Annotated in this window: 25 protein-coding genes and 1 tRNA gene; 3 read left to right on the forward strand and 23 right to left on the reverse strand. The window is 40.9% G+C overall.

Annotated features, from left to right (window positions below):
* Positions 1-213: 213 nt before the first annotated feature.
* The 19 genes from QM959_RS02485 to QM959_RS02575 all read right to left on the reverse strand — a co-directional run bounded on the left by QM959_RS02485 (position 214) and on the right by QM959_RS02575 (position 16,896).
* A tRNA-Arg gene (locus QM959_RS02485) sits at positions 214-285 on the reverse strand.
* Positions 286-352: 67 nt separating this feature from the next.
* Positions 353-1,339, reverse strand: coding sequence for a GMP reductase (locus QM959_RS02490; protein ID WP_125454453.1), 987 nt, complete (start codon positions 1,337-1,339; stop codon positions 353-355).
* A gap of 198 nt (positions 1,340-1,537) precedes the next feature.
* Positions 1,538-2,317: an L-threonylcarbamoyladenylate synthase gene (locus tag QM959_RS02495; RefSeq protein ID WP_414371217.1), complete on the reverse strand. Its 780-nt coding sequence runs from the start codon at positions 2,315-2,317 to the stop codon at positions 1,538-1,540.
* Positions 2,318-2,344: 27 nt separating this feature from the next.
* On the reverse strand, positions 2,345-2,938 hold the full coding sequence (gene leuD, locus QM959_RS02500) for a 3-isopropylmalate dehydratase small subunit (protein ID WP_414371219.1): 594 nt from the start codon (positions 2,936-2,938) through the stop codon (positions 2,345-2,347).
* Positions 2,939-2,947: 9 nt separating this feature from the next.
* Positions 2,948-4,330, reverse strand: a complete 1,383-nt coding sequence (gene leuC / locus QM959_RS02505) for a 3-isopropylmalate dehydratase large subunit (protein ID WP_414371220.1) — start codon at positions 4,328-4,330, stop codon at positions 2,948-2,950.
* Between the two features lie 3 nt (positions 4,331-4,333).
* Positions 4,334-4,603: a DUF1294 domain-containing protein gene (locus QM959_RS02510; RefSeq protein ID WP_414371222.1), complete on the reverse strand. Its 270-nt coding sequence runs from the start codon at positions 4,601-4,603 to the stop codon at positions 4,334-4,336.
* Positions 4,600-5,637: a 3-isopropylmalate dehydrogenase gene (gene leuB / locus QM959_RS02515; RefSeq protein WP_414371224.1), complete on the reverse strand. Its 1,038-nt coding sequence runs from the start codon at positions 5,635-5,637 to the stop codon at positions 4,600-4,602. The genes QM959_RS02510 and leuB overlap by 4 nt, the downstream gene beginning before the upstream one ends.
* Before the next feature lie 11 nt (positions 5,638-5,648).
* A complete protein-coding gene (locus tag QM959_RS02520) occupies positions 5,649-7,211 on the reverse strand; it encodes a 2-isopropylmalate synthase (RefSeq protein ID WP_414371227.1) in 1,563 nt (520 codons plus the stop codon).
* Positions 7,212-7,525: 314 nt separating this feature from the next.
* Positions 7,526-8,182, reverse strand: coding sequence for an MmcQ/YjbR family DNA-binding protein (locus QM959_RS02525; RefSeq protein WP_414371229.1), 657 nt, complete (start codon positions 8,180-8,182; stop codon positions 7,526-7,528).
* Between the two features lie 43 nt (positions 8,183-8,225).
* Positions 8,226-8,858: a copper homeostasis protein CutC gene (locus QM959_RS02530; RefSeq protein WP_414371230.1), complete on the reverse strand. Its 633-nt coding sequence runs from the start codon at positions 8,856-8,858 to the stop codon at positions 8,226-8,228.
* Between the two features lie 90 nt (positions 8,859-8,948).
* Positions 8,949-9,308 (reverse strand): YbaN family protein, encoded by a 360-nt coding sequence (locus QM959_RS02535; RefSeq protein WP_001237214.1) that lies wholly within the window; start codon positions 9,306-9,308, stop codon positions 8,949-8,951.
* Between the two features lie 8 nt (positions 9,309-9,316).
* On the reverse strand, positions 9,317-9,466 hold the full coding sequence (locus tag QM959_RS02540) for a hypothetical protein (RefSeq protein ID WP_414371232.1): 150 nt from the start codon (positions 9,464-9,466) through the stop codon (positions 9,317-9,319).
* 99 nt (positions 9,467-9,565) lie between these two features.
* Positions 9,566-11,653: a type I DNA topoisomerase gene (gene topA, locus QM959_RS02545; RefSeq protein ID WP_414371234.1), complete on the reverse strand. Its 2,088-nt coding sequence runs from the start codon at positions 11,651-11,653 to the stop codon at positions 9,566-9,568.
* Between the two features lie 117 nt (positions 11,654-11,770).
* On the reverse strand, positions 11,771-12,619 hold the full coding sequence (gene dprA / locus QM959_RS02550) for a DNA-processing protein DprA (RefSeq protein WP_414371235.1): 849 nt from the start codon (positions 12,617-12,619) through the stop codon (positions 11,771-11,773).
* An 87-nt stretch (positions 12,620-12,706) separates the two neighbouring features.
* Complete coding sequence (locus QM959_RS02555; protein ID WP_414371237.1) at positions 12,707-13,396, reverse strand: sugar phosphate nucleotidyltransferase; 690 nt, start codon at positions 13,394-13,396, stop codon at positions 12,707-12,709.
* An 11-nt stretch (positions 13,397-13,407) separates the two neighbouring features.
* Positions 13,408-14,286: a DMT family transporter gene (locus QM959_RS02560; RefSeq protein ID WP_414371239.1), complete on the reverse strand. Its 879-nt coding sequence runs from the start codon at positions 14,284-14,286 to the stop codon at positions 13,408-13,410.
* Positions 14,276-15,145 (reverse strand): phosphotransferase, encoded by an 870-nt coding sequence (locus QM959_RS02565; RefSeq protein ID WP_414371241.1) that lies wholly within the window; start codon positions 15,143-15,145, stop codon positions 14,276-14,278. Before QM959_RS02565 ends, QM959_RS02560 begins: the two co-directional genes overlap by 11 nt.
* Before the next feature lie 16 nt (positions 15,146-15,161).
* Positions 15,162-16,184 carry a ribitol-5-phosphate dehydrogenase gene (locus tag QM959_RS02570; RefSeq protein ID WP_414371244.1) on the reverse strand — a complete coding sequence of 341 codons (1,023 nt, stop codon included), beginning with the start codon at positions 16,182-16,184 and terminating at the stop codon, positions 15,162-15,164.
* Between the two features lie 4 nt (positions 16,185-16,188).
* On the reverse strand, positions 16,189-16,896 hold the full coding sequence (locus QM959_RS02575) for a 2-C-methyl-D-erythritol 4-phosphate cytidylyltransferase (protein WP_000638489.1): 708 nt from the start codon (positions 16,894-16,896) through the stop codon (positions 16,189-16,191).
* Between the two features lie 333 nt (positions 16,897-17,229).
* On the opposite strand from QM959_RS02575, the gene tacF reads away from it, so the two are divergent.
* Genes tacF through QM959_RS02590 form a run of 3 tightly spaced genes read left to right on the forward strand, consistent with a single transcriptional unit; the run spans position 17,230 to position 20,341 of the window.
* Complete coding sequence (tacF, locus tag QM959_RS02580; RefSeq protein WP_414371247.1) at positions 17,230-18,717, forward strand: type IV teichoic acid flippase TacF; 1,488 nt, start codon at positions 17,230-17,232, stop codon at positions 18,715-18,717.
* 9 nt (positions 18,718-18,726) lie between these two features.
* Positions 18,727-19,530, forward strand: coding sequence for a LicD family protein (locus QM959_RS02585; RefSeq protein WP_247935372.1), 804 nt, complete (start codon positions 18,727-18,729; stop codon positions 19,528-19,530).
* A gap of 1 nt (position 19,531) precedes the next feature.
* The gene (locus QM959_RS02590) at positions 19,532-20,341 is read left to right on the forward strand and encodes a LicD family protein (RefSeq protein WP_414371250.1); all 810 of its coding nucleotides are present in this window, start codon (positions 19,532-19,534) and stop codon (positions 20,339-20,341) included.
* A gap of 69 nt (positions 20,342-20,410) precedes the next feature.
* Here QM959_RS02590 and carB read toward each other — a convergent pair whose 3' ends face one another.
* The 4 genes from carB to pyrR form a co-directional block, all read right to left on the reverse strand.
* Positions 20,411-23,587, reverse strand: coding sequence for a carbamoyl-phosphate synthase large subunit (gene carB, locus QM959_RS02595; protein ID WP_414371253.1), 3,177 nt, complete (start codon positions 23,585-23,587; stop codon positions 20,411-20,413).
* 200 nt (positions 23,588-23,787) lie between these two features.
* On the reverse strand, positions 23,788-24,867 hold the full coding sequence (locus QM959_RS02600) for a carbamoyl phosphate synthase small subunit (RefSeq protein WP_414371256.1): 1,080 nt from the start codon (positions 24,865-24,867) through the stop codon (positions 23,788-23,790).
* Between the two features lie 49 nt (positions 24,868-24,916).
* Positions 24,917-25,840: an aspartate carbamoyltransferase catalytic subunit gene (locus QM959_RS02605; RefSeq protein WP_414371259.1), complete on the reverse strand. Its 924-nt coding sequence runs from the start codon at positions 25,838-25,840 to the stop codon at positions 24,917-24,919.
* 18 nt (positions 25,841-25,858) lie between these two features.
* A complete protein-coding gene (pyrR, locus tag QM959_RS02610) occupies positions 25,859-26,380 on the reverse strand; it encodes a bifunctional pyr operon transcriptional regulator/uracil phosphoribosyltransferase PyrR (RefSeq protein ID WP_247935376.1) in 522 nt (173 codons plus the stop codon).
* Positions 26,381-26,584: the final 204 nt, after the last annotated feature.

The following is a 26,584-nucleotide window of genomic DNA, read 5'->3' on the forward strand; positions in this document are numbered from 1 at the left end:
ATTGGATTATAGATTATATATGTGACTGACTCCGTCAGTCTTATCTACAACCTCACAACACTGTTTTGAGCAACCTGCGGCTAGCTTTCTAGTTTGCTCTTTGATTTTCATTGAGTATGAGCATTCTTTGGAATGAGATTATCAGTTTTAGGACAAAATTTGGAGCGGTGAAAAGAAAAAAGCCCTATTAAAGGCTTTTTTAGGATATTTACATCCACCCTGAGGGAATCGAACCCCCATCTCAAGAACCGGAATCTTACGTGATATCCATTACACTAAGGGTGGAAACTTGTTTTATTATAACAGAAATTTGCTCTAATAACAAGTTTTTTTTCTGGTCAGATGGCCCGTCTTAGTGGGAAGCATCCCCATTCCAGATAGAGTTTTTCACGATAACATAATCAACGTGTTTAAGGTCAGCAACCTGACGTCCACCTGCATAAGAAATAGCACTTTGAAGATCTTGTTCCATCTCAGTTAAAGTGTCTTGCAAATGGCCTTTGGCAGGAAGCAAGATGCGTTTGCCCTCCACATTTTTGTAAGCACCTTTTTGATATTGTGAAGCTGAACCGTAGTATTCTTTGAAGTGTTCACCATCAACTTCAATCGTTTTCCCTGGACTTTCAATGTGTCCTGCAAAGAGGGAACCAATCATGACCATGCTGGCACCGAAGCGGATAGACTTAGCAATGTCACCGTGTGTACGAATTCCTCCATCAGCGATAATCGGTTTACGTGCAGCCTTAGCACACCAGCGTAGAGCAGCTAACTGCCAACCACCTGTACCAAAACCAGTCTTGACCTTGGTGATACAAACCTTACCAGGACCGATTCCAACCTTAGTAGCATCCGCACCAGCATTTTCCAATTCACGCACAGCTTCTGGTGTTCCCACATTTCCAGCAATGACAAAAGTATCTGGCAATTCTTTCTTGATGTGTTGAATCATAGAAATCACGCTATCCGCATGACCATGGGCAATGTCAATCGTGATGTATTCTGGAGCATCAGCCTTGAGCTGGCTAACGAAATCATACTCATAGTCCTTAACACCGACAGAGATAGAAGCAATGAGCCCTTGATCGTGCATGCGCTTAATAAAGGGAATGCGTCCCGCCTCATCAAAACGGTGCATAATGTAGAAGTAACCCCCTTTAGCTAGTTGCTCTGCGACATTTTCATCCAAAATCGTCTGCATATTAGCTGGTACAACAGGTAGTTTAAAGGTGTGATTTCCTAGAGTGACACTTGTATCCGCTTCTGCACGGCTTTTAATGACACATTTGTTTGGAATCAATTGGATATCTTCGTAATCAAAAATTGGAAATTCATTTAACATATCGATGTCTCGTTTCTTTTGTAATGACCTACCTATGCTTGCGCATCACTACGCCTTTTCCGACGTTTCCTTAATTTATTATAAACCAAAGTACAGGTTTTGTCAAATTATTTTATATTTTAAAATATAATGTTCGGATTTTATTATATAAACAACAAAAAAGAGGAGAGATTATTTTCTCCCCACTTCTTCTACATTCTAATAATACTCTCCCTGGCGGTAGTCCCATGAGTTAAAGGTGTCTGACAGGTGCATCATAATCTTATCAATGTCAAGTCCTTTACGGATAACCACTGGCGCTGGTGAAGTTGAGCGTGCTCCTCCTTGTTCTGGGATGAGTTTGCCGTCTTTATCGACCATAGAGACCATCACACCTTGCTCGTAGCGTGTTTCAATCGTTTTGTCAGGTTGGATGGATGCCACATAGTCGTCTGCCTCGATGACAAGGTCCACTGCTCCTTCGATACGTTCTCCGATACCTTCAACCTTACCACGGTTTCCTTTTCCAGATGGGTTAGCTGATGAGGCATAGACCATCTTGCCTTCTTCCCAAAGTTCAGCAGCCAATTGTTCACCAGCTTTCCCAAATTTGATAACAAAGCAGCTAGTTCCACGAACGTCAGTCATAAGTTCTTCACGGCCATCACCGTATGCTTTGAGTTTTTCAAAAGCTTCTGGTTTCCAAGGAAGGATACAACCAAGTAGAATGTCTTCGTCCCAATGTTTTTGGTAGAAGGCTTCTATTTCTGGATTGAGTTGCGCTAAAGTGCGAAGCTCATCCATGCTACCGCAAAGAACAACCCCCGGTTTGTTACGGTTACGCTCTTTGGCTGCGAACTTACGTTCAAGTCCTGCCTTATCGCTGGTCATGATGATGTAGCCAACTTTAGTAGGGCAAACGATACACCCGCCCTCACCTTTTAAAATGTCATAGCCTTCTTGTGAAAGTGTTCCGTTCCATTGAATGTGTTTTGTCATAGTTCTATTTCCTTTTCTATTTTTATTTTAATCTTGCCAGTAGGCTGGGCGCTGTTTTTCATAGGCAGCAATCAAATCTTCATACTGCAAGGTAATACCGATATCATCCAAACCATTTAAGAGCTTGTGTTTCCACTCGCTATCGATTTCAAAAGTGAATTCTCCAAATGGTGAGATGATTTTTTGTTGTTCCAAGTCCACATTTACCTGATCGGTCGGTTCTAGCTGGGCCAGCTTTTCTCTAACCTCCCTAGGCTGAACAATGGGTAACATACCATTATTGAGTTCATTATTGTAATGAATGTCCCCAAAAGATCCTGCAATCACGACCTTAAAACCGTAATCTGCTAGTGCCCAAGCGGCGTGTTCCCTCGAAGAACCAGCCCCAAAATTATCTCCTGTGATGAGAATACTGGCTTTGCGATATTCAGGTCGGTTAAAGACAAAGTCGGGATCCTCAGTGTACTTGTCATCTAGATAACGCCAAGCATACATGAGGTACTTACCAAAGCCTTTCTTGTCAATCAACTTCAGAAACTGCTTGGGAAGGATTTGGTCGGTGTCGATGTTGTCATTCATCAGAGGAACCGTAGTTCCTGTATAAATAGTAAATTTTTCCATATCCTCTCCTTACTGAGCTTCAGGCATTTTCCGTACATCTACGAAACGACCTGCGATAGCTGCTGCTGCTGCCATGGCTGGACTGCAGAGATGGGTCTTGGCTCCAAAGCCCTGCCGATCCTCAAAGTTTCGATTGCTAGTCGAGGCACAATGAACACCATCTGGTACCTTGTCAGGATTCATTCCTAAGCACATGGAGCATCCAGGGTCTCTCCATTCGAAGCCGGCATCTAGGAATACCTTGTCCAAACCCAACTTCTCAGCAGCTCGCTTGACTGGTCGAGAACCAGGGACCACGATTGCTGTTAGGTTGGGAGCAATCTTCTTCCCTTCGACAAATCGAGCAGCCAGTTGCAAATCGCTAAGTCGAGCATTGGTACAAGAACCAATAAAGACATAGCCTAGTTCGATATCTGCTGGTTTCTGACCTGGTTGTAAATCCATGTAATGATAGGCTCGTTCATCATTCATATCCGTAATTTCTGGGAAGCTACTATCAAAATCAACACCCATAGCTGGATTGGTGCCCCAGGTCACCATAGGAGCCAATTCTGAAACATCCATACGGATAACCTTGTCATAGACGGCATCGTCATCACTAACCAGCCTTTTCCAGTCAGCAACTGCTGCGTCAAAATCTTTGGGAACACACTCGCGTCCCTTGAGATAGTCATAGGTGATCTGATCTGGATTCATGATTCCCATCTTTGATCCAAACTCAATAGACATATTGCAGATGGTCATTCGCTCTTCCATACTAAGTGCATCAACCGCTTCCCCACGATATTCCACCACATAGCCAACACCACAGGCGACACCATACTTGGCAATCAAGGCGAGTATGTAATCCTTAGAATAGACTCCCTTTTGAGGTACACCTTTGAATTCAACTAACATTTTCTTGGGTTTGACCTGCCAGAGTGTCTGGGTCGCAAAGACATGCTCAACCTCACTAGTTCCAATCCCAAAGGCGATGGCTCCGAAAGCTCCGTGAGTAGCCGTATGACTGTCTCCACAGACGATGAACTTTCCTGGTTGGGTTCGTCCTGTTTCTGGACCAACCATATGAACAATTCCTTGCTTTTCAGAACCGTGGGCTGCGTGTTCAATTCCAAACTCCTTAACATTTTCAGCTAGTTTATCAATTTGCGCCTTGGAAATCACATCTCGAATATCATAGATATTGACCGTCGGGACATTGTGGTCAAAGGTTCCAAATGTCAAGTCTGGTCGTCTCAATCTGCGACCTGCATCTCGCAATCCTTGAAAAGCCTGAGGACTGGTCACTTCATGGATATAGTGCTGATCCACATACATGAGTTGGGGTTGCCCCTCTTCTCCTGTAATCACATGGAGGTCCCATAATTTATCAAAAATCGATTTTCCTGCCATTCATTACCTCCATAAAAAACACAAAGCTACTAGTGTAGTCACCATCCCAAGAAACCAAACTGTTTTAAAGTACCATTTTTTAGTCTTATGGTGAAAAACAATTCCTGCTAACCAGGCACCAAATCCACCAAAAGTAAGAGCTAAAATGAGTAAGATTTTCTCTGGGATTCGCCACGCTCTTCTTCTTGCCTTAGATTTGTCAATGCCATAAATGATGAAAATCATGACATTCCAAATCAAAAGGACTAGAGTAATTTTTTCGTCTAACTTCATAATCTTGCAATGATAGCTTCCGTCATTTCCTTGGTCGAAGCCTGTCCTCCTAAATCTCTCGTTAAAATGCCAGCTGCCAAACTTGCCTCGACAGCATGCTCGATACGCTCTGCATCCTCATAACGTCCAAAACTATCTCTCAGCATCATGGCAACTGATAAAATCATGGAAATAGGATTAGCAACTCCTTGACCTGCAATATCAGGCGCTGAACCGTGAATGGGCTCATAAAGGCTTGGTCCATTTTCAGAATGACTGGCTGATGGCATAACCCCAAGAGTGCCAGATAGGACGCTTGATTCATCCGAGAGAATATCTCCGAAAAGATTCTCCGTCACAATAACATCAAACTTGGCAGGATTGGTAATCATAAGCATGGCAGCTGAATCGACTAGCTGATGCTCCAAGGTCACATCTGGAAAATCTTTTGCGACTTCCTCAGCCACTTTCCGCCAGAGTTTTGAAGTTGCCAACACATTTTGCTTATCGATGCTGGTAAGGATTTTTCTCCGACTTCTTGCGATTTCAAAGGCTTTACGAACAATCCGCTCCACTTCCTCATAGCTATAATCGTTGATATCACGCGCTTTTCGCTCTTCAAGATTATGATCCCCAAAGTAAATCCCGCCAGTCAACTCACGCACCACAACAAAGTCTACACCAGCAATTCGTTCTGGTTTGAGAGGTGACAAATGCTTAAGACTCTCAAAAATCTTAACTGGGCGAATATTGGCATAGAGATTGAGTTCCTTACGGAGAGCCAGCAGTCCTTGTTCAGGCCGAATCGCTGCCCCATCATACTGTGGACTACCGATAGCCGCTAGGAGGATAGCATCTGCTTCTCTACATGCCTTGAGGGTTTCATCAGGTAAGGGATGCCCCGTAGCATCAATACCTGCACCTCCAAAAGGTCGTCTGTCTATCTCATAATCAAAGTCTGTTTTTTTAGCTAGAGCCTCCAGAACCTCTAATCCAGCCTCCATGATTTCTGGACCAATTCCGTCCCCTGCAAGAGCTACTATTTTCTTTGTCATAGCATTCTCCTTTACACACTAGGCATATCGCGATAGGAAACACTGCGTCCCATCTCACCAGCATTCTCTTTTTGAACAAAGGTATTGGCATTGATGTAGGCAATAGCTGAAGCCTTTAGTGCATCAAAGTCAAGTCCCGCCGCATTAAAGATTGTTTCAGTATCTTTATTTTCAACAGTAACCAAAACCCGTGCCTGGGCATCGATACCATCCGTCACCGCATCGATAGTGTAGGATACCAAGCGAACCGATTGGTTGAAGAATTTATCAATAGCGTTAAAGATAGCCTCAACGGAACCTTGTCCTGTCGCATTAAATTCAACTTTCTCACCATCCATATTAGCTAGGCTAACGAGTGCTTCGATGTCATTATCTGCATGAGTTTGCAATTGTAAATCATCAAAGTGGAAGCCTTCTGGATTTTCAACCATGGTGCCAGCTACCAGAGCTCGAATATCTGCATCTGTGATTTCTTGTTTCTTATCGGCCAAGGCCTTGAACTTAGCAAAGAGTGGTTTGATGTCCTCTTCTGTAAAGTCTAGGGCTAATTCTCTTAGTTTTTCGACAAAGGCATGGCGACCGGACAATTTTCCAAGTGGAAGACTATTGCTCTTAACACCGACCAATTCAGGGGTGATAATCTCATAAGTGAGAGGATTTTTAAGAACTCCATCTTGGTGAATACCAGATTCGTGAGAGAAGGCATTGCCACCAACAACGGCCTTGTTTTTAGGAACTGGGATACCTGAGAAGCGAGAAACCATTTCAGAAGTATTGATGGTTTCATTTAGGACAATGCTTGTCTCTGCCTGATAGTAATCTTGGCGAATATTGAGAGCCACTGCAATTTCTTCCAAACCAGCATTTCCAGCTCGCTCCCCAATACCGTTAATAGTTCCCTCTACTCGTCCTGCCCCATTCTTGACGGCAGCGAGGCTATTTGCTACCGCCATTCCGAGGTCATCGTGACAGTGAGGAGAATAGATAATCTGACGATCCGTCTTGACATTCTCAATCAGGTATTTGAAGATAGCACCATACTCTTCTGGCGTGGTAAATCCTACCGTATCAGGGATATTGATATAAGACGCACCTGCATCGACAGCTGTTTGAACAACTTGCAAGAGGAAATCCAACTCAGTTCTAGTTGCATCCTCTGGAGAGAATTCAACCACTTCAAACTTAGAACGGGCATAAGAAACATGCTCCTTAATCGCTTCCAAAATCTCTTCCTTGCTCTTATTAAGCTTATACTTTCGGTGAATCGGACTGGTAGCAATAAAGACGTGAACCTGTGGATACTTGGCGTCCTTGAGTGCCTCATAACAAGCATCAATATCAGACTTGACAGAGCGGGCCAGACCAGTTACCGCTGTTGTCTTCAAGACTTTGGCGATCTCCTGAACTGCTGTGAATGAATCAGGACTCGCCGCCGGAAAACCAGCTTCAATGGCTGAAATACCCCATTTCTCCAGCTGCCTTGCGATGGCAATTTTTTCCTTGATTGAAAAATTAACACCAGGTGTCTGCTCTCCATCCCGAAGGCTGGTATCTAGAAATTCAACTGTTCTCATATGATTTCCCCTTTTCCAAATGTGATTTTTAAAAAAACATCTCGCTTAGAAGTCCAAGCGAGATGTTGATTTACTCCCGCTTGGTAAGCCAAACAGGACTAATGCTTTTTGCACTAGCCCGAGTACCTCAACAACAAAGCAAATTGATTAAACTTAGCTGCTTTCATGTTTGACTTTCTCCTTCGTTTGATATCTTGTTTAGTATTTTAGCATAGGCAAAAGCACTTGTCAAGAAAAAATCCAATATTTTCTGAAAATTTCTTCAGTAAAGAATATTTCGCTAATTGAAAGTTCTTGAAAATCTTTGAAATGTTTCATTTTTTAGAGGTTAAGCTCCAACTTTTTTCTATCAATTCCAGGACCATTTCATCTGACAAAGTACCATCAAGAGCCACACTAATCCAGTAGCGTTTGTTCATATGAAAAGCTGGATAAATGCCCTTTTGTGAAAGTAAGTCAGCTACTTGGTCATGCTTGAGGTTAACTGCTTCCACTTGTCCTTCTCTCCCCTTTTCCAGCTTATCCCAAGAAATTCTCATCAAAACAGCATACCACTTTTGATTGCCTTCATGTCTTAACACTGCCGTATCAGGCGATTTTTCCCACAGAAACTCCAACTGGTTTCCATACTTTTCCTGAACCTGAGCCATGATACGCTTAGTCTGAGGACAAATGAAATCCTGCACATCAAAACAATCCTTCCGAATCTGGTAAAGAATCTCCAAACAAGCCTCACGGACACTTCCTACAAAACTCCCCCTCATGCTTTCCATATGGACTTGAGGATAGAGGTCGCCCGTTTCCCGGTCAAAGACCTGAAAGCTCACATTATCAGCAGTGATGGACACAGTCATGACAAAGTCACCATCCAAAATCTGGCAACTGTAGGCCCAGACTCCACAATTTTCTACAAAACCATAAGCATGAGCCTTTTCTTGATTAAATTGATAGGATTTAAAAATTTCAAACATAAGTGAAAACTGCTACCCAAAGCTAGCAGTTCCTTTCTATTTTTTAAAAGACAACCTTGGTTCCATGTAATTGTGTCACACCCAGCTGGTCGATAAAGGTTTGACGGTTGTCAAGGTCAATCCCTCCACCTGGTAAAATTTCAATCTTACCTTTAGCATGCTCCAAAATTCTGTGATAGTGAGCAAAACGTTCTTCTAGCGAGTCTCCAGACACACCAGCACGAGTTAAGATACGAGTGACTTCAGCTTGACTGAGCCAGTCAATAGCTTCCAACTGATCTTCATCACTCAATTCATCAAAGGCCATGTGGAAGACAATTTCCATTCCTTTTGATGCAGCAATTAACTTTTCAAGATTAGGCTTATCCAACTTCTTATCAGCAGTTAAAGCTCCAAAAACGACCCCTTGACTTCCAGCCTGAGCAGTCAAACGAATGTCTTCTAGCATAATAGCAACTTCTAAATCATTGTAGACAAAATCACCACCACGTGGACGAATCATGGTCATGATGGTCGTATCGTAGTTAGCTGCCAATTCAACTGCTGCCTTAGTCACTCCATAGCTGGGGGTTGTTCCTCCCACTGCTAGATTATCACAGAGTTCGATTCGACGAGCTCCAGCCTGCATCGCTTTTTCAAGCAAGGTCACATTTTCAGCACAAAATTCGTAAATCATTTGATTCTCCTTGAGTATTACTTTAAATTTATTATATCATATTGTTGTGAATATGCTTTCATTTATATCAAGGAAAATTGCTACTATTTTTTATTCTTTGTCCGGAATGACCTTGAAGAGATAATAAGTGATAAAGATGGTCAAGGCTCCTAGACCAATTTTGACAGGTAAGAGAGGAGCAAAATAAATGGAAATTCCCATCAAAATGTAGATTGATACGATAATTTTTTTCTTACGTTCACGCGCAATTGACTTAGTCTCACGAAAATCAGCTACATATGCTTGATAGAGCTTGGTATGATAAAGCCAATCTTCGAAACGCTTGGAACTTCTGGAGAAACAAGCAATAGACAGTAACAGAAAAGGTGTTGTAGGCAACAAGGGCAAAACAACCCCAACAATAGCCAAGGCCAGTGATAAAAAACCAATTATTAAATAGATAAGACGCATAACTTCTCCTAGTTATACTCTTCGAAAATCTCTTCAAAGCACGTCAGCGTCGCCTTACCGTAGATATGATTATTGACTTCGTCAGTCTTATCTACAACCTCAAAGCAGTGCTTTGAGCAACCTGCGGCTAGCTTCCTAGTTTGCTTTTTGATTTTCATTGAGTATTAAAATAATCTTATTCTAGTTTCGCATACAATGATGAATTTTGTCAAGTTCTAACCAAAAAGAGCCTGAAATTCACTTTCAGGACTCCCCTCTTATTTAATCTTTTCTTCCTCGTAGTCGCCATTACTACATACAACCTGCTTGCCACCACCACGGACTTTTTTCTCCATGAGGAAATTGCCACATTTTGGACAGTCACGACCAACAGGCTTGTCCCAAGAGGTAAATTCACATTCTGGATAGCGATTGCAACCATAGAAGAGGCGGTTACGTTTGGTTTTACGCTCAATGATTTGTCCCTGATGACAACTTGGACACTCTACACCAATTTCTTTCACGATTGCTTGGGTATGACGGCAATCTGGGAAATTGCTACAAGCGTAGAACTTACCAAAACGACCAAGTTTAATAACCATTGGACTGCCACACACTTCACAGTCAAATCCAGCTGGTTCATCCTTGATTTGGATTTTTTCCATTTCTTCTTCAGCCTTGGCGACTTCTTTAGAGAATGGTTTGTAAAAGGCGTCAATAACACGTTGCCACTGCTCTTTTCCGACTTCGACATCATCCAGTTTACCTTCCATTTCAGCTGTGAAGGTCACGTTTACGATATCTGGGAAATATTCAACGATGAGCTTGTTGACAATTTCTCCCAACTCTGTCGGTTCAAAGCGTTTGGCTGCAAGGCGAACATAATAACGTTTCTGAATGGTTTCAATGGTCGGTGCGTAGGTGGACGGACGTCCAACCCCATTTTCCTCCAAAGTCTTAATTAATGTCGCTTCAGAATAGCGAGCAGGTGGTTGGGTGAAATGTTGCTCTGGTTTACTATTGACCTGTTTGACCACATCTCCAACAGCCATATCTGGTAACATCTTATTCTTGTCAGAATCGTTATAAATGGCAAGATAACCATCAAACTTAACCTGACTACCATTAGCAGCGAATTGAACGCCATTTTGCGACAATTTTACAGCCATGGTATCAAAGACAGCAGCTGTCATCTGGCTAGCCACAAAACGATTCCAGATAAGAGTATAAAGCTTGAGCTGATCCTTGTCCAGATACTTAGCAATACTTTCAGGTGTATTAAAAACGCTAGACGGGCGAATAGCCTCATGGGCATCCTGAGCACCTGATGCATTTTTGACCTTGCTACCATGCTTAGAATACTTGCTACCAAAACGATCCGTAATGAAACTTGCTGCTTCATTTTGCGCTACAGGACTGATACGAGTCGAATCGGTACGCATATAGGTAATCAAACCTTGGACACCAGAACCGATATTGATCCCTTCATAGAGCTGTTGGGCAACCATCATGGTCTTTCGAGTACGGAAGTTAATTTTATTGGCAGCATCCATCTGCATGGATGAAGTGGTATAAGGTAATGGAGCATTGCGTTTGCGCTCTTTCTTGTCTACCTGATCCACTGAAAAGTCTTTACTAGTCAGACGAGACAAGACTTCCTTAACCTCGTCATTGCTAGTTAGTTTCAGCTTTTTGCCATCTACTCCATAGAAGGACGCTTGAAATTGCTTGGTTCCCTTTTTAAAGACTCCATCAATTGTCCAGTATTCTTCTGGCTGGAAGGCATTGATTTCATTCTCACGATCAATGATTAACTTAAGTGCAATAGACTGAACGCGACCTGCTGACAAGCCCTTCTTGACCTTCTTCCACAAAATAGGCGAAATCGAATAGCCTACCAAGCGGTCCAGGACACGACGTGCCTGCTGGGCATCGACCAAGTCCATATCAATCTTACGAGGTTCTTTAAAAGCATTTTTAACCGCATCCTTAGTGATTTCATTGAAGACCACACGGTTTTCATCATTTTCATCCAAGTTGAGAATATGAGCCAAATGCCAAGAAATCGCTTCTCCTTCACGGTCCGGGTCACTCGCCAGAAAGACTTTATTAGCTTTTTTGGCTTCTTTTTTCAAGTCATTGATAAGAGGACCTTTTCCTCGAATATTGATATATTGCGGTTCATAATTATTTTCAATATCGACGGACATACTGGATTTCTTCAAATCACGGATATGCCCGACACTGGCTAAAACCTTGTAGTTTCTGCCTAGATATTTTTCAATTGTCTTAGCCTTAGCAGGCGACTCCACGATTACTAGATTTTTTTTAACTGTTGATTTTTTCTTTTTTGTTGCCGTAGCCACAGTATCACACCTTTTCAAAGTAATAAACTTTATAAAGTGTAAACCATTTTGCCATAACTGTCAAGACTTAGCTCCTATATATAGAAGAAAAGTTGCTTTAAAAAGAGAAATTTCGTCTTAAAATTCAAATTCTGCAAGAACATCTTGCCCACTGGTGACCAATTTTGCCCCTTCTTGAATCAAATGATGGCAACCGTCTGATAGTCCATCTAAAATGCTACCAGGTATAGCAAAGACATCGCGCCCTTCTTCCATTGCTCGCTCACAGGTAATGAGACTACCTGAGCGCATCTTAGCTTCTGCTACAATTACTCCACGACAAAGTCCAGCAATAATGCGATTACGGGCAGGAAAATGAAATTTCAGAGGTTGTTCGCCAGGTCCGTATTCACTGAGAACCAGATGGTCATTGCCGATGTAATCTTGCAAACGTTTATTGGCTTTAGGATAAAACACATCCAAACCTGTTCCAATCACTGCAATGGTTTTTCCGCCATTCTGAAGAGCTGCCATATGAGCTGCTGTATCGATACCCTTGGCTAATCCACTGACGATAACCAGTTCATTTTCCAAGCCTTGAATGACTTTTTCAACTGACTTTGCTCCCTGTTTGCTACAAGCACGACTGCCCACAACCGCTACCTTTGGAAATTTCAAGAGGTCAAGATTTCCCTTGTAAAATAAAAGTACAGGTGCATCATATATTTCACTCAAATCCCAAGGATAACAGTCATCTAAAATAGAGAAAGATGGAAATTTTTGAAACTCCTTCTCCAAATGCGTATCGTCTATCTGAAAATAACGTTCCATAAAAACAGCTGGATTTCTGCAACCTGATATATCTGCAATATCACCTAACAACAGTTCTTGATCAACATTTTCACCGTATTCTAGGACATTTAAAATCTGTTGATTGGTCAAACCCGATTTTTTTAACTTATAGATTTCATAGTTTGTGATTTTCATAAATATCTCCATTTCTTTTTCTAGTCATCTATTTATTCGTAAAAAATCAAAAAAACATCCGACTATTTTAGCCAGATGTTGGAATCTTTAATTTTCGTTTTTAAGAATTTCTTCTAATTTATGGTAGTCTTGGACACTATCGATCTCATAGATGCTATTGCCTTCTAATTCTTCAACATAGACATCCAGTTCTTTGATATTATCCTTAACCATATTGTCCCAATAGAGATCAACAAATTCACCACTTGCATAAGCCTTGTCAATAAAGCTGACAATCTTTTCTGCAGTTGGTGCATCCCAGAATGAAACACCACTAAGGATACGACCTGCCTTACTATCAACAATAATGTCTTGAACTTTGTAGTCATCTCCATAGACCAAGAACCATTCGTTGGTACAATCTTCACGATAAACACTAAAATAAGTCGAACGAGTCAAATCATTGCGAAACATATTTTTAAAGAGATAATTATCAGCATCAATAACATAACTGTTGGCCAACTCTTCTTTTACAAGATAGAGAGAGTAAAAGTTATTGTAATCAGCGTATTTATCATTGAAAACGAGTCGAACTCCATATTTCTCTTTCAAGTAATCGAATTGTTCTTTAAGGTAACCAACGATGATGATGATTTCATCGATTCCTTTTTCTTTGAGAAACTCAATTTGGTATTCAATCAAGGGTTTTTGATTAACCTGAACCAAGGCCTTAGGGGTATTTTCAGTCATAGGACGCAAGCGAGTTCCCAATCCCGCTGCTAAGATGATGGCTTTCACACAAATCTCCTTTATTCTTTAATAATAATATAAACTCCAGCAATGACGACAAGTGACGTAATAATTGTCATCATATCTAGCGGTGCACCTAAGAAAACAACTGCAAACAAGACAGTCCAAACTACATAGCTCACGTTCAATCCAGTAGCTTTAGCAGGTTGCAAGCGATTGATAGCGATATAGTAAGCCAAGTAAGAAATCATATCAAAGGCTGCAAAGACAATCATGAGACCTAGCAATTGCCCATTGGCTACTTCTGCAAATGACTGATGAGAGAAGAGCACAATTACAAGATAGGACAAGAATGAAGTCACTTGACGAATTAAGAGGGCTTCGATTTCACTCAATTCACTTTCCATAGCAAAGGAGCTAAGAACACTCTCACTTCCCCATGCAATAGCACAAACCAATGCACAAAGAATCCCAATGTAGAAGGAATTGACCTGTTCAACCTTATAGGTCTGAGCAATAATCCCTGCAATAATCAAGATGATCCCAAACACAGTATTTTTCGAAATCTTGTGCTTCAAAAAAAAGAAAGCCAATAAAACTGAAACTGCAGGGTAGATAGCAGATACCGATGAAGCTAAGGAACTTCCGATATACTTAACCGCATAAAGATTAGCCTGCATACCGATAGGACCAGCTAGTAAGGCTCCGATGATCACACTAACATTGCGAATATTTAAGAAAATTGAGAGACGAACTTTCCCTTCTTTTACTAAAAGAAAAGCTAGTAAGATAAAGATACTCAAGAAATCGTGAGCAGCTGCCACCACAAAGGGCGACAAATCTGTAAAAATTGAAAAGATATAAGCACTAATTGTTAGACCTAACCCCCAGAAAATACCTGAAAGTAGACCAAAAGAAACTCCATTTTTATTTTTCATCTGAACCTCCATAGTAAGCCAAACCATTAACAGCTCTCTGGTAACGACTCACACCATAGTCGCCAAAATCTGCACCTTGCTCTTCCTTATAGACAGTCCATAGACTCCAGATAGCATCTTGCAAAATTTTATAGATTGCAATCTTTTCACGAGAGACAGGTGTTTGATCACTCTCATAGTGAGACAAGAAGTCTTCTTCCTCTTGAGGAGTGAATTCAGACTCTAAAAAGAGGGCAGCCAAATCCCACATTGGATCATTCATTGATGAATATTCCCAGTCAATCAGATATAGACGTCCTTGAGGTGATTCGATAAAGTTTTCAGGGACCAAATCGATATGACAAGATTTTCTGTCAACACCTAAGTCAGCCAGTCTTTTCTCTAAGGAGAAGATTTTTTCCCTAACAGTTTCATAGTTGGCATAAGGAATCTTTTCTTCAATCAAGGATTCGTATTTCTTGATTTCTTCAAAAGGAGCAAATTCTCCTCTTAATTCCTTACCAGACGCATGAATGGTTTGTAAAATTGGAGCAATTTTATCAAATTTGGTCTTAATTGAAGTCGCATCAAGCGTAATCGCAGATTCGATATACTCATTTACTTTGATACCAGCTTCAATATCAAAAAGATAATTTTTTACATCTAAGTCTAAATCTTTTAGTAGTTCAAGATTGTACTTTTCATCTTGACGATTGATCAGTTTTTCAGTCCCTTTACCAAAGAACTTAACAATGTACTGATTATTTGTTGTTATGACCAAATAGTTTTGATTGGTCATTCCACCCAGTTGTTCAACACTGAGGACTTCCTCTTCTTGACTAAGTAAAGAAGAAATTTTTTCTTTAATGATTTTCTCCACAATTAACCTCCAGCACTTATACTTCCCACTTAAACACAGTTTTAAAGGCAGTGTTTAAATCGGTCGCAAAGACACGGTGAATATCTTTAATTTCTCTTACAGGTTCTTCTAGATAAAGGATATTTTTAAGACGATTGGCAAATTTCTTGACTTCCATCATTTGGATTGCATTTTCAAAATCGATGCGACCAGAACGAGAGGAACCAACCAAGAGCAAGCCTTTCTCTAAGGCATCGCGTGTATTGAGATTGACTTTATATTCGCTAACACCCATCATGAGAATCGTTCCCTGAGGACGAATGTAACGAATCAAGTCATTTATAGCTGGTCCAGTACCATCACCACCACAACACTCTAAAGCATGGTCAAAGGCCAAATCTTCAGGAATATTATCAGTGATATAACATTCTTTGGCAAATGAGAAAAGTTCCAACTTTTCCCAATGACGACCAATAACCACAATTTCTGCTTCTGGCAAAGTATAGTTGATAATATTAGCAACCACAAATGCCAAACTTCCATCTCCGATAACGGCGATTCGGTCCCGCTTGCTATGAGCAAGAGTCAATAGACGATTCATGGCATGCATGCCAACACTGACGAACTCTGTAATCGCTGCAACCGTATCTTCGATAGCATCATAAGCCACCACACGATCTTTAGGGAGAGAAACAAACTCTCTCATAAAGCCATCAAAGCCACTAGACAAGAAATGGGTCCCTGTCATGTAGTTCTCATAAAATTCTTCATCACTCTGCATAGGAGGCTGATTCGGAATCATGACAACTTTTTGCCCAACCTCGTAGGTTCCTGTTGGGTCAGAAATAACGGTTCCACATGACTCGTGAATCATTGCCATTGGAAGTTTTTTATTCAAAATCTTTGGATCACGTTTTCCTTGATAGTAACGCTGATCCGCATGACAGACCGCCATATAATTAGGGCGGATGAGAATATGATTCTCTTGATCAATAGCCTCTTCCTGGTATTTGACGTTGATAAACTTGGGCTTAGTCAGTTGATAAATTTGATTAATCATTTCACTAGTCTTTCTCAATCATACTTTTTGCAATCTTCAAATCTGTCACTGTTGTGATTTTTAGATTTGAGTATTCACCCTTAGCCAAGGCCACATCTTTTCCTTTGATTACAAAGATTTTACATGCATCTGTTAAGATTTCTTTCTCTTCAGCAGAGAGAGAGCCGTAAAGGTCCATGAAGTCCTTGCAACGGAATGTTTGAGGTGTTTGTCCTTGATAAAGGTGAGCACGATTTGGAATATCTGTAATGAATTGACCATTAGTGCTTTCAACGATAGTATCAACCGCTTCTACCACTGTGTCCACTGCGTCATGATTTTGGGCAAGTTGGATATTGTCCTGAATCATGCGAAGCGTAATGAATGGACGAACAGAGTCGTGCGTAACAACGATGTCCTCTGGAGTAAGCGGACGATAAGCATCGATAGCTTCAATGATTTTCTCAATACTCGTATTACGGTCAGCACCACCTTTTGTAATGATGATACGATCCTTATGAAGAGGTAGATATTTATCTACAAGATCCTCTGCATGGGAAACCCAGTCTCCATGTACACCAACTACAATTTTTTCAATGCTTGGTTCCAAGACAAATTTTTCAATTGTATGAATCAAAATAGGTCGGTCACCTAGCTCTAAAAATTGTTTTGGCAAGTTACTGATTCCCATGCGTGTGCCAGTTCCACCGGCAAGAATTCCTGCATAAATCATCTATTTTCTCCTTTGTCTTACTAAAAAACTTATTCTCTCTATTATACCACAATCTAGTCCCATCATGAAAGAAATACCGGTCCTCCCCTTCTAGAATAGGCGGATTAAGCAGTTCTATTATTCAAAGAAACTAGTCCATTTCTAGTAATGACTAGGAATTCTGTAGCAATTACAAATAAATGGCTGTGAAATGTTAGAGTTCTTCAGAATAATATATTTTCCTTAAAGAAAACTTAAAATCAAACTTTGAAACTTCAAAGTGATTACTCGACTTACTGCCCTTCATTTCTTATTAGCTAACTTTATGATATAATGAAAAACGAGGTAAATTGAATGAAAAGTATAAAATTAAATGCTCTATCTTATATGGGAATTCGTGTCTTAAATATTATTTTTCCCATCCTAACTGGAACCTATGTCGCGCGTGTCTTGGACCGAACAGACTATGGTTACTTCAACTCAGTCGACACTATTTTGTCATTTTTCTTGCCCTTTGCGACTTATGGAGTCTATAACTACGGTTTACGGGCCATCAGTAATGTTAAGGATAACAAAAAGGATCTCAACAGAACCTTCTCTAGTCTTTTTTATTTGTGCATAGCTTGTACGATTTTGACAACCGCTGTCTATATCCTAGCCTATCCTCTCTTCTTTACTGATAATCCAATTATCAAAAAAGTCTACCTTGTTATGGGGATTCAACTCATTGCCCAGATTTTTTCAATCGAATGGGTCAATGAGGCTCTGGAAAATTACAGTTTTCTTTTTTACAAGACTGCCTTCATCCGCATCCTGATGCTGGTCTCTATTTTCCTGTTTGTCAAAAATGAACATGATATTGTTGTCTATACACTCGTGATGAGTTTATCGACACTGATTAACTATCTGATTAGTTATTTTTGGATAAAAAGAGATATTAAGCTTGTTAAGATTCACCTAAGTGATTTTAAACCGCTCTTTCTCCCTCTGACAGCCATGTTGGTCTTTGCCAATGCCAATATGCTCTTCACATTTTTGGATAGACTCTTCCTCGTTAAAACAGGGATTGATGTCAACGTTAGTTACTATACCATGGCTCAACGAATTGTGACCGTTATAGCTGGGGTTGTAACAGGTGCAATTGGAGTGAGTGTGCCTCGTCTCAGTTACTATCTAGGAAAAGGCGATAAGGAAGCTTATGTCGCCCTTGTTAACAGAGGAAGTCGAATCTTTAACTTCTTTATCATTCCACTGAGTTTTGGACTCATGGTTTTAGGGCCCAATGCCATCCTACTTTACGGTAGTGAAAAATATATCGGAGGTGGTATCTTAACCTCTCTCTTCGCTTTTCGTACAATTATTCTGGCACTAGATACCATTCTTGGTTCCCAAATTCTCTTTACAAATGGCTATGAAAAACGTATCACAGTCTATACAGTCTTTGCAGGATTACTCAATTTGGGCTTAAATAGTCTCCTCTTTTTCAACCATATCGTAGCTCCTGAATACTACTTACTGACAACTATGTTATCAGAGGCCTCTCTACTTGTTTTCTATATCATTTTCATTCATAGAAAACAGCTTATCCACTTGGGACATATCTTCAGCTATACTGTTCGATACTCCCTCTTTTCACTTTCTTTCGTAGGAATTTATCTCCTGATTAATTTCTTGTATCCTGTGGATATGGTCATTAATTTGCCATTTTTGATTAATACTGGTTTGATTGTCTTGCTATCAGCCATCTCTTATATTGGTCTACTTGTCTTCACCAAAGATAGCATTTTCTATGAATTTTTAAACCATGTCCTAGCCTTAAAAAATAAATTCAAAAGATCATAGGAGTGTAGAATGAAACAACTAACCATTGAAGATGCCAAACAAATTGAATTAGAAATTTTGGATTATATTGATACTCTCTGTAAGAAGCACAATATCAACTATATTATTAACTACGGTACTCTGATTGGGGCAGTTCGACATCAAGGCTTTATCCCTTGGGACGACGATATTGATCTGTCCATGCCTCGAGAAGACTACCAACGATTTATTACCATTTTTCAAAAGGAAAAAAGCAAGTATAAGCTCCTATCCTTAGAAACTGATAAAAACTACTTTAACAACTTTATCAAAGTAACCGACAGTACAACTAAAATTATTGATACTCGAAATACAAAAACCTATGATTCTGGTGTTTTTATCGATATTTTCCCTATGGATCGCTTTGATGACCCTAAGGTCATTGATATTTGTTATAAACTGGAAAGCTTCAAACTTCTGTCTTTCAGTAAACATAAAAATATTGTCTATAAAGATAACCTTTTAAAAGATTGGATACGAACAGCCTTTTGGTTGCTCCTTCGACCGGTTTCACCTCGTTATTTCGCAAATAAAATCGAGAACGAAATTCAAAAATATAGTCGTGAAAATGGGCAGTATATGGCCTTTATCCCATCTAAATTTAAGGAAAAAGAAGTCTTCCCAAGTGGTACCTTCGATAAAACAATCGATTTGGCCTTTGAGAATTTAAGCCTTCCTGCGCCTGAAAAATTTGATACTATTTTGACACAATTTTATGGAGATTATATGACCCTACCACCTGAAGAAAAACGCTTCTACAGTCATGAATTTCATGCCTACAAATTGGAGGATTAGGATGCAATATTTAGAAAAAGAAGAAATTAAAGAAATTCAACTAGCTCTGCTAGACTATATTGATGAGACTTGTAAGAAACATGATATTCCTTATTTTCTCAGTTATGGGACCATGCTTGGAGCAATCCGCCACAAAGGTATGATTCCCTGGGATGATGATATCGATATTTCCCTTTATCGTGAAGATTATGAGCGTTTACTGAAGATTATTGAGGAAGAAAATCATCCTCGTTATAAGGTTCTCTCCTACGACACTTCTTCTTGGTACTTCCATAATTTCGCATCGATTTTGGATACTTCTACTGTTATCGAAGACCATGTTAAGTACAAGCGTCATGACACCAGTCTCTTCATCGATGTCTTCCCAATTGATCGCTTTACAGACTTGAGCATTGTCGACAAGAGTTATAAGTATGTAGCCCTTCGTCAACTAGCTTATATCAAAAAATCACGTGCTGTTCACGGTGATAGCAAACTAAAAGATTTGTTAAGATTATGTAGCTGGTACGCTCTCCGATTGGTCAATCCCCGTTACTTTTACAAGAAAATTGATCAGCTAGTCAAAAAAGCTGCAACCAACACTCCTCAATATGAAGGAGGAATTGGGATTGGTAAGGAAGGTATGAAAGAAGTCTTCCCAGTTGACACCTTTAAAGAACTGATTTTAACTGAGTTTGAAGGCCGTATGTTGCCCGTCCCTAAAAAATATGATCAATTTTTAACCCAGATGTACGGGGATTATATGACACCACCATCAAAAGAAATGCAAGAATGGTATAGTCATAGTATTAAAGCTTATCGCAAAAACTGATTAATCAGTAGTTTACAAGAAAAAATATAACAAAAAAGAGAAGATCATTACACCTTCTCTTTTTTTTATTTAAATTGCTTCTGTGACAAAACTACGGCTTTCAAGTACCTTAAGCATGGCATTAGCTGTATCTAGGGCTGTGAATAGGGGCACACCGTGTTCAATGGCTGAACGGCGAATCTGCTCACCATCTTCGTCAGCAGTACGTTTTGTTCCAACTGTGTTAATGATAGCTTGAATTTTTCCTTTGCGGACAAAACTTGGAATATCCTTATCGTCATCACCAATTTTACCAACAGGTTGGGCTTGAAGTCCATGACTGGCAAAGAAGGCTGCTGTCCCTTCTGTCGCGAGGATACCGTAGCCAATATTTTGGAAACGACGAGCTAAGTCCAAAGCTTCTTCTTTTGTATCATCAGCAATGGTAAATACAACGTTACCAAAGGTTGGCAAGTGTAAGTAAGAAGCTTCAAAAGCTTTATAGAGAGCTTTTTCCAAAGTCGTATCAGAACCCATAACTTCACCTGTTGACTTCATTTCAGGACCGAGCAAGCTGTCTACTTTCGCGAGCTTAGTGAAGGAGAAGACAGGCGCCTTGATGTGAACACGACTGCTTTCTGGGTAAAGTCCATCTTGGTAACCAAGTTCTTCAAGACTTTGACCAAGAATCAACTTAGTTGCAACCTGAGCCATTGGGATATTGGTTACTTTTGATAGGAATGGAACAGTACGGCTGGCACGTGGATTGACCTCAATAACGTAGACTTTCTCATCCTTGATGACAAACTGAATGTTCATCATACCAAGACAGTTGAGGCCAATTGCAAGACGTTTAGTATAGTCTGCGATGGTTTCTTGAACCTTTTGAGACAAGGTTTGTGGAGGATAAACAGCCATGGAGTCACCTGAGTGGACACCAGCACGTTCGATATGCTCCATGATACCAGGGATAAGGACATTTTGTCCGTCTGAAATAGCATCGACTTCACACTCTTGTCCGACGATATAAGAGTCAACAAGAACAGGATGGTCTGGACTTGCCTTAACCGCAGTACGCATGTAAGAACGAAGATCATCTTCATTCTCAACGATTTCCATGGCACGTCCACCCAAGACATATGAAGGGCGAACGAGAACTGGGAAACCAATCTTACGAGCAGCAAGCACTGCTTCTTCTTCATTAGTCGCAGTTTGTCCAGGCGGTTGTGGAATATCCAAATCTTTTAGGGCTTGTTCGAAGAGGTCACGGTCTTCGGCACGGTCTAGATCAGCTACTTGCGTACCAAGAATGGTTACACCAGCTTTCGCCAATGGCTCTGCAAGGTTGATAGCTGTTTGACCACCAAATTGAACAATAACACCCTTTGGTTGCTCCAAATCGATGACATTCATCACATCTTCAAAAGTCAATGGCTCAAAGTAAAGTTTGTCTGATACAGAGAAGTCGGTTGAAACTGTCTCTGGGTTTGAGTTCATAATGATGGCTTCATAGCCAGCAGCTTGGATAGCCTTAACAGAGTGAACTGTTGCGTAGTCAAACTCTACCCCTTGACCGATACGGATTGGACCTGAACCTAGGACAAGTACAGATTCCTTATCAGATTTGATAGACTCATTTTCCCAACCATATGTTGAGTAGAAGTATGGTGTTTCTGATTCAAATTCTGCAGCACAAGTATCTACCATCTTGTAAACTGGGACGATTTTGTTTTCCAAACGTAGTTGGCGAACTTGGTCAGCTGTCGTTTTCCAGAGTTCCGCAATCTTACGGTCTGAAAATCCATTGAGTTTAGCTGTTTTCAAGACTTCTATATCTTGTGGATGGGCACCTAATTCTTGCTCAATTTCAAAGATGTGCAAGAGTTTATCCAGATAGAAGATATCAATCTTTGTAAGCTCAGCAATTTCTTCTGGTGTGTAACCACGGCGAATGGCTTCTGATACGTAGAAGAGACGATCATCTTGAGCCTTGACAACTTTTTCAATCAAGGCATCATCAGAAATCGTTGCAAGTTCAGGCATTTCATTATGGTGGACACCAATTTCAAGTGAGCGACAAGCTTTAAGGAGAGACTCCTCGATGTTACGACCAATCGCCATAACTTCTCCGGTCGCCTTCATCTGGGTACCAAGACGGCGCTCACCCTTTTCAAACTTGTCAAATGGGAAACGAGGAATCTTGGCAACAACGTAGTCAAGGGCTGGTTCAAACATGGCATAGGTTGAACCTGTAACTGGGTTGATCACCTCATCCAAAGTCAAGCCAACTGCGATTTTGGCAGCCAACTTAGCAATTGGGTAACCTGTCGCTTTAGAGGCAAGGGCTGACGAACGTGATACACGAGGGTTGACTTCGATAACATAATACTTAAAGCTGTGAGGATCAAGTGCCAGCTGAACATTACATCCCCCTTCAATCTTGAGGGCACGAATGATGCTCAAGCTCGCGTCACGTAGCATTTGGTTTTCATAGTCTGACATGGTTTGGGCAGGGGCAAATACGATGGAATCTCCTGTGTGAATCCCAACTGGGTCAAAGTTTTCCATGTTACATACGACAAGGGCATTGTCAGCTGAATCACGCATGACTTCGTATTCGATTTCCTTGAAACCTGCAATTGAACGCTCAATCAAACATTGGGTAACAGGTGACAATTTCAACCCATTTTCAGCGATTTCACGCAATTCTTCCTCGTTGGCACACATACCACCACCAGTACCACCTAGAGTAAAGGCTGGGCGGACAATCACTGGGTAGCCAATTGTCGCTGCAAAGGCAACTGCTTCTTCTACTGTGTTGACAATTTCAGATTCTGGGATTGGTTGGTTCAGCTCTTCCATCAATTGTTTAAAAAGGTCACGGTCTTCAGCCTGGTCAATGGCAGATAATTTAGTTCCCAGAAGTTCAACACCAAGCTCATCTAGGATACCATTTTTAGATAATTCCATGGCCATGTTGAGACCTGTCTGACCACCGAGTGTTGGTAGCAAGGCATCTGGACGTTCCTTACGAAGAATACGTGTCACAAACTCAAGTGTAATCGGTTCGATGTAAACCTTGTCCGCAATCTCCTTGTCCGTCATGATAGTTGCAGGGTTTGAGTTAACCAAGACAACCTCATAGCCTTCCTCTTTCAACGACAAGCAAGCCTGGGTCCCAGCATAGTCAAACTCAGCAGCCTGACCAATAATAATCGGACCAGAACCAATCACCATAATTTTTTGAATATCAGTACGTTTAGGCATAGTTTATGATACAAAGCCCGTAAAGAACACAGTGAAAATAGGAAACTCGGTGCAGACGCCTTCAGCGTCAAAACGATGTTTATCTTTTTCACACAGTTCTTAGGGCGTGTTCACTTCCGCGAACAATGTATCTTCTCCTTTCTATTCGTCGCCTCACAGAGCGACATTAAATAAATTCTCCGACGATTTCTCACTCGTCTTTAGTTTGCTTGTTTGAAAGCTTCCATCATCTCGATGAACTCATCAAATAGATAACTTGCATCGTGTGGCCCAGGAGCTGCATCTGGGTGGAATTGCACAGAGAAACCTGGTTGATATCTGTGACGTACGCCTTCAACTGACTTGTCATTGATTTCTTCGTGGGTGATGATTAAGTGCTCTGGTAAATCTTCACGGCTAACTGCATAACCATGATTTTGACTTGTGAAGTCCACGCGCCCAGTTGCAATTTCACGTACTGCGTGGTTAAATCCACGGTGACCAAACTTCATTTTATAGGTCTTAGCACCATTTGCCATCGCAAAGAGTTGGTGCCCCATACAGATGCCAAAGATTGGAATTTTCCCGAGAATACCACGAATCATATCAAGAGCTTCTGGTACATCTTCTGGATTACCCGGACCATTTGACAACATAACTCCATCTGGGTTTAAATGTAAGATTTCCTCAGCTGTAGTTGTGTATGGAACTACAGTCACATTGCAATCACGTTTAGATAGCTCTCGTAAAATAGAGTGTTTAAGGCCAAAGTCTACTAAAACAACGCTCAAGCCAACTCCCGGAGCTGGATATGAAGTTCTAGTGGAAACCTGTTTGATATTGTCTGTCGGCAAGACTGTCGCTTGGAGCTGGTCAGTCACATGGTCCATGCTGTCTCCAACATGGGTCAAGGTTGCACGCATAGTACCATGCTTACGGATAATCTTGGTAAGAGCACGCGTATCAATCCCTGAGATCCCAGGAATTTTCTTAGCCTTCAAAAATTCGTCCAGCGTCATTTGGTTACGCCAATTGCTGGCTCTACGTGCCTCTTCAAAAACTACAACTCCCTTACAAGTAGGACTAATAGATTCATAGTCGTCACGGTTAACCCCATAATTCCCTACTAGTGGATAAGTGAAGGTCAGGATTTGTCCATTATAGGACTGGTCCGTAATGGATTCTTGATATCCTGTCATGCCTGTATTAAAGACGATTTCGCCTGTTACATCAATATCTGCTCCGAAGGCCTTACCTTCAAAAACTGTGCCATCTTCTAAAACTAGAAGTCGTTTTGTCATATTTTCACCTCTCGTGGACGCTCACTGGCGTCTTTTAACGTTTTGTGTCTTATTTGGCTTTTCTACTTGCCAATACGGATTCTAAGATTGCCATTCGAACAAAGACTCCATTGGTCATTTGTTGGACAATGCGTGATTTTGGTGCTTCAACAAGATGATCAGCAATTTCTACATCTCTATTTACTGGAGCTGGATGCATAATGATTGCTTCTTCTTTTAAGCGATTATAGCGTTCTTGGTTCAAGCCATGTCGAGCGTGATAGTCTTCTTTTGAGAAGACTGCTCCACTTTCGTGGCGTTCATGCTGAACTCGAAGCAACATCAAAACATCCACCTGATCAACAATCTCGTCAATGGTTACAAACTGACCATAGTCTGAAAACTCTTGACTTCTCCATTCCTCAGGTCCTGCAAAATAAAGTTCAGCACCTAAGCGTTTTAAAATCTGCATATTGGATTTGGCAACACGTGAGTGATCCAAGTCACCTGCAATCGCAACCTTGAGACCCTTAAAGTGACCAAATTCCTCATAAATGGTCATCAAATCAAGCAAGCTCTGGCTAGGGTGTTGGCCCGAACCATCTCCACCATTGATGATGGAAGTCGTAATCGTTGGACTTGCAATTAGCTCTCTGTAGTAGTCAACCTCTGGGTGGCGAATCACACAGACGTCAACTCCTAAAGCAGATAAAGTCAAGATGGTATCATAAAGTGTCTCACCCTTATTGACCGAGCTGGTCTTGACATCAAAGTCAAGTCTTTCCAATCCCAATTTAATCTCTGCCACTTCAAAGGACTTATGCGTCCGTGTGGAATCTTCAAAGAAAAGGTTGGAAACAATCGGGTGGTTTTCATAGGGAAGCTGAGCTCCGTTTTTAAACTCAATTCCTCTCTTGATCAATTTCATCACTTGATCGACAGTGAGGTCTTCCATGGACACCACATGGTTCAATGCTTGTTGATTTTCTGACATGGCTACTCCTTTAGCTTTCTAAGCTTCTTCAGTAATCAGAACTCTGTCTTGACCATCAAGTTCTGCCATCTCTACGATGATTTCTTCAGAACGACTAGTTGGGATATTTTTTCCAACGTAATCTGGACGGATTGGCAGTTCTCTATGTCCACGATCGACTAGAACTGCTAAACTCACGCGCGCAGGACGACCATGACCGACAATATTATCAATAGCAGCGCGGATGGTACGACCTGTATAGAGCACATCATCCACCAAGATAACCTCACGGCCTGTCACATCAACAGAAATCAAAGAAGTATCTTCTCCGCTTTTAACATCATCACGGAAAGGTTTAGTGTCCAATTCCACGACAGGAACTGAAAGATTTTCTAGTTGCTCCAAACGTTCTTTGATACGGTGGGCAATAAAGACACCACGAGTTTTAATACCAGCCAAGACGATTTTATTCAAATCTTTGTTACGTTCGATAATCTCATAAGTAATACGAGTAATCGCTCGTTTGACGGTCAATTCGTCTACAACTTCTTTTGTCTTCATGACAAACCTCCAAAAAGAAAAGTCTCCTTAAACAAGGAGACTTAGAATGTATAGCTAAGCGAGCCCTACTGCAAACAGTATAGACTTCACCCTTCTACTTTATCATCGCGCTCCTTGCCTGCCTCACGGGACAGGTTTAAAGGAATATTTAGTTATCAAATAATATAGCACAAATCATGCTTAAAATCAAGCAAAAACTTTTGA

Origin of the sequence: Streptococcus mitis (assembly GCF_047459985.1) — a bacterium.
Lineage (GTDB): Bacteria > Bacillota > Bacilli > Lactobacillales > Streptococcaceae > Streptococcus > Streptococcus mitis_DZ.

Excerpts from the sequence above, each read along its gene's own strand:
- QM959_RS02490 (WP_125454453.1), bottom strand. The coding sequence starts at position 1,339 with ATGTTAAATGAATTTCCAATTTTTGATTACGAAGATATCCAATTGATT.
- QM959_RS02495 (WP_414371217.1), bottom strand. The coding sequence starts at position 2,317 with ATGACAAAACACATTCAATGGAACGGAACACTTTCACAAGAAGGCTAT.
- leuD (WP_414371219.1), bottom strand. The coding sequence starts at position 2,938 with ATGGAAAAATTTACTATTTATACAGGAACTACGGTTCCTCTGATGAAT.
- leuC (WP_414371220.1), bottom strand. The coding sequence starts at position 4,330 with ATGGCAGGAAAATCGATTTTTGATAAATTATGGGACCTCCATGTGATT.
- QM959_RS02510 (WP_414371222.1), bottom strand. The coding sequence starts at position 4,603 with ATGAAGTTAGACGAAAAAATTACTCTAGTCCTTTTGATTTGGAATGTC.
- leuB (WP_414371224.1), bottom strand. The coding sequence starts at position 5,637 with ATGACAAAGAAAATAGTAGCTCTTGCAGGGGACGGAATTGGTCCAGAA.
- QM959_RS02520 (WP_414371227.1), bottom strand. The coding sequence starts at position 7,211 with ATGAGAACAGTTGAATTTCTAGATACCAGCCTTCGGGATGGAGAGCAG.
- QM959_RS02525 (WP_414371229.1), bottom strand. The coding sequence starts at position 8,182 with ATGTTTGAAATTTTTAAATCCTATCAATTTAATCAAGAAAAGGCTCAT.
- QM959_RS02530 (WP_414371230.1), bottom strand. The coding sequence starts at position 8,858 with ATGATTTACGAATTTTGTGCTGAAAATGTGACCTTGCTTGAAAAAGCG.
- QM959_RS02535 (WP_001237214.1), bottom strand. The coding sequence starts at position 9,308 with ATGCGTCTTATCTATTTAATAATTGGTTTTTTATCACTGGCCTTGGCT.
- QM959_RS02540 (WP_414371232.1), bottom strand. The coding sequence starts at position 9,466 with ATGAAAATCAAAAAGCAAACTAGGAAGCTAGCCGCAGGTTGCTCAAAG.
- dprA (WP_414371235.1), bottom strand. The coding sequence starts at position 12,619 with ATGAAAATCACAAACTATGAAATCTATAAGTTAAAAAAATCGGGTTTG.
- QM959_RS02560 (WP_414371239.1), bottom strand. The coding sequence starts at position 14,286 with ATGAAAAATAAAAATGGAGTTTCTTTTGGTCTACTTTCAGGTATTTTC.
- QM959_RS02570 (WP_414371244.1), bottom strand. The coding sequence starts at position 16,184 with ATGATTAATCAAATTTATCAACTGACTAAGCCCAAGTTTATCAACGTC.
- QM959_RS02575 (WP_000638489.1), bottom strand. The coding sequence starts at position 16,896 with ATGATTTATGCAGGAATTCTTGCCGGTGGAACTGGCACACGCATGGGA.
- tacF (WP_414371247.1), top strand. The coding sequence starts at position 17,230 with ATGAAAAGTATAAAATTAAATGCTCTATCTTATATGGGAATTCGTGTC.
- QM959_RS02585 (WP_247935372.1), top strand. The coding sequence starts at position 18,727 with ATGAAACAACTAACCATTGAAGATGCCAAACAAATTGAATTAGAAATT.
- QM959_RS02590 (WP_414371250.1), top strand. The coding sequence starts at position 19,532 with ATGCAATATTTAGAAAAAGAAGAAATTAAAGAAATTCAACTAGCTCTG.
- carB (WP_414371253.1), bottom strand. The coding sequence starts at position 23,587 with ATGCCTAAACGTACTGATATTCAAAAAATTATGGTGATTGGTTCTGGT.
- QM959_RS02600 (WP_414371256.1), bottom strand. The coding sequence starts at position 24,867 with ATGACAAAACGACTTCTAGTTTTAGAAGATGGCACAGTTTTTGAAGGT.
- QM959_RS02605 (WP_414371259.1), bottom strand. The coding sequence starts at position 25,840 with ATGTCAGAAAATCAACAAGCATTGAACCATGTGGTGTCCATGGAAGAC.
- pyrR (WP_247935376.1), bottom strand. The coding sequence starts at position 26,380 with ATGAAGACAAAAGAAGTTGTAGACGAATTGACCGTCAAACGAGCGATT.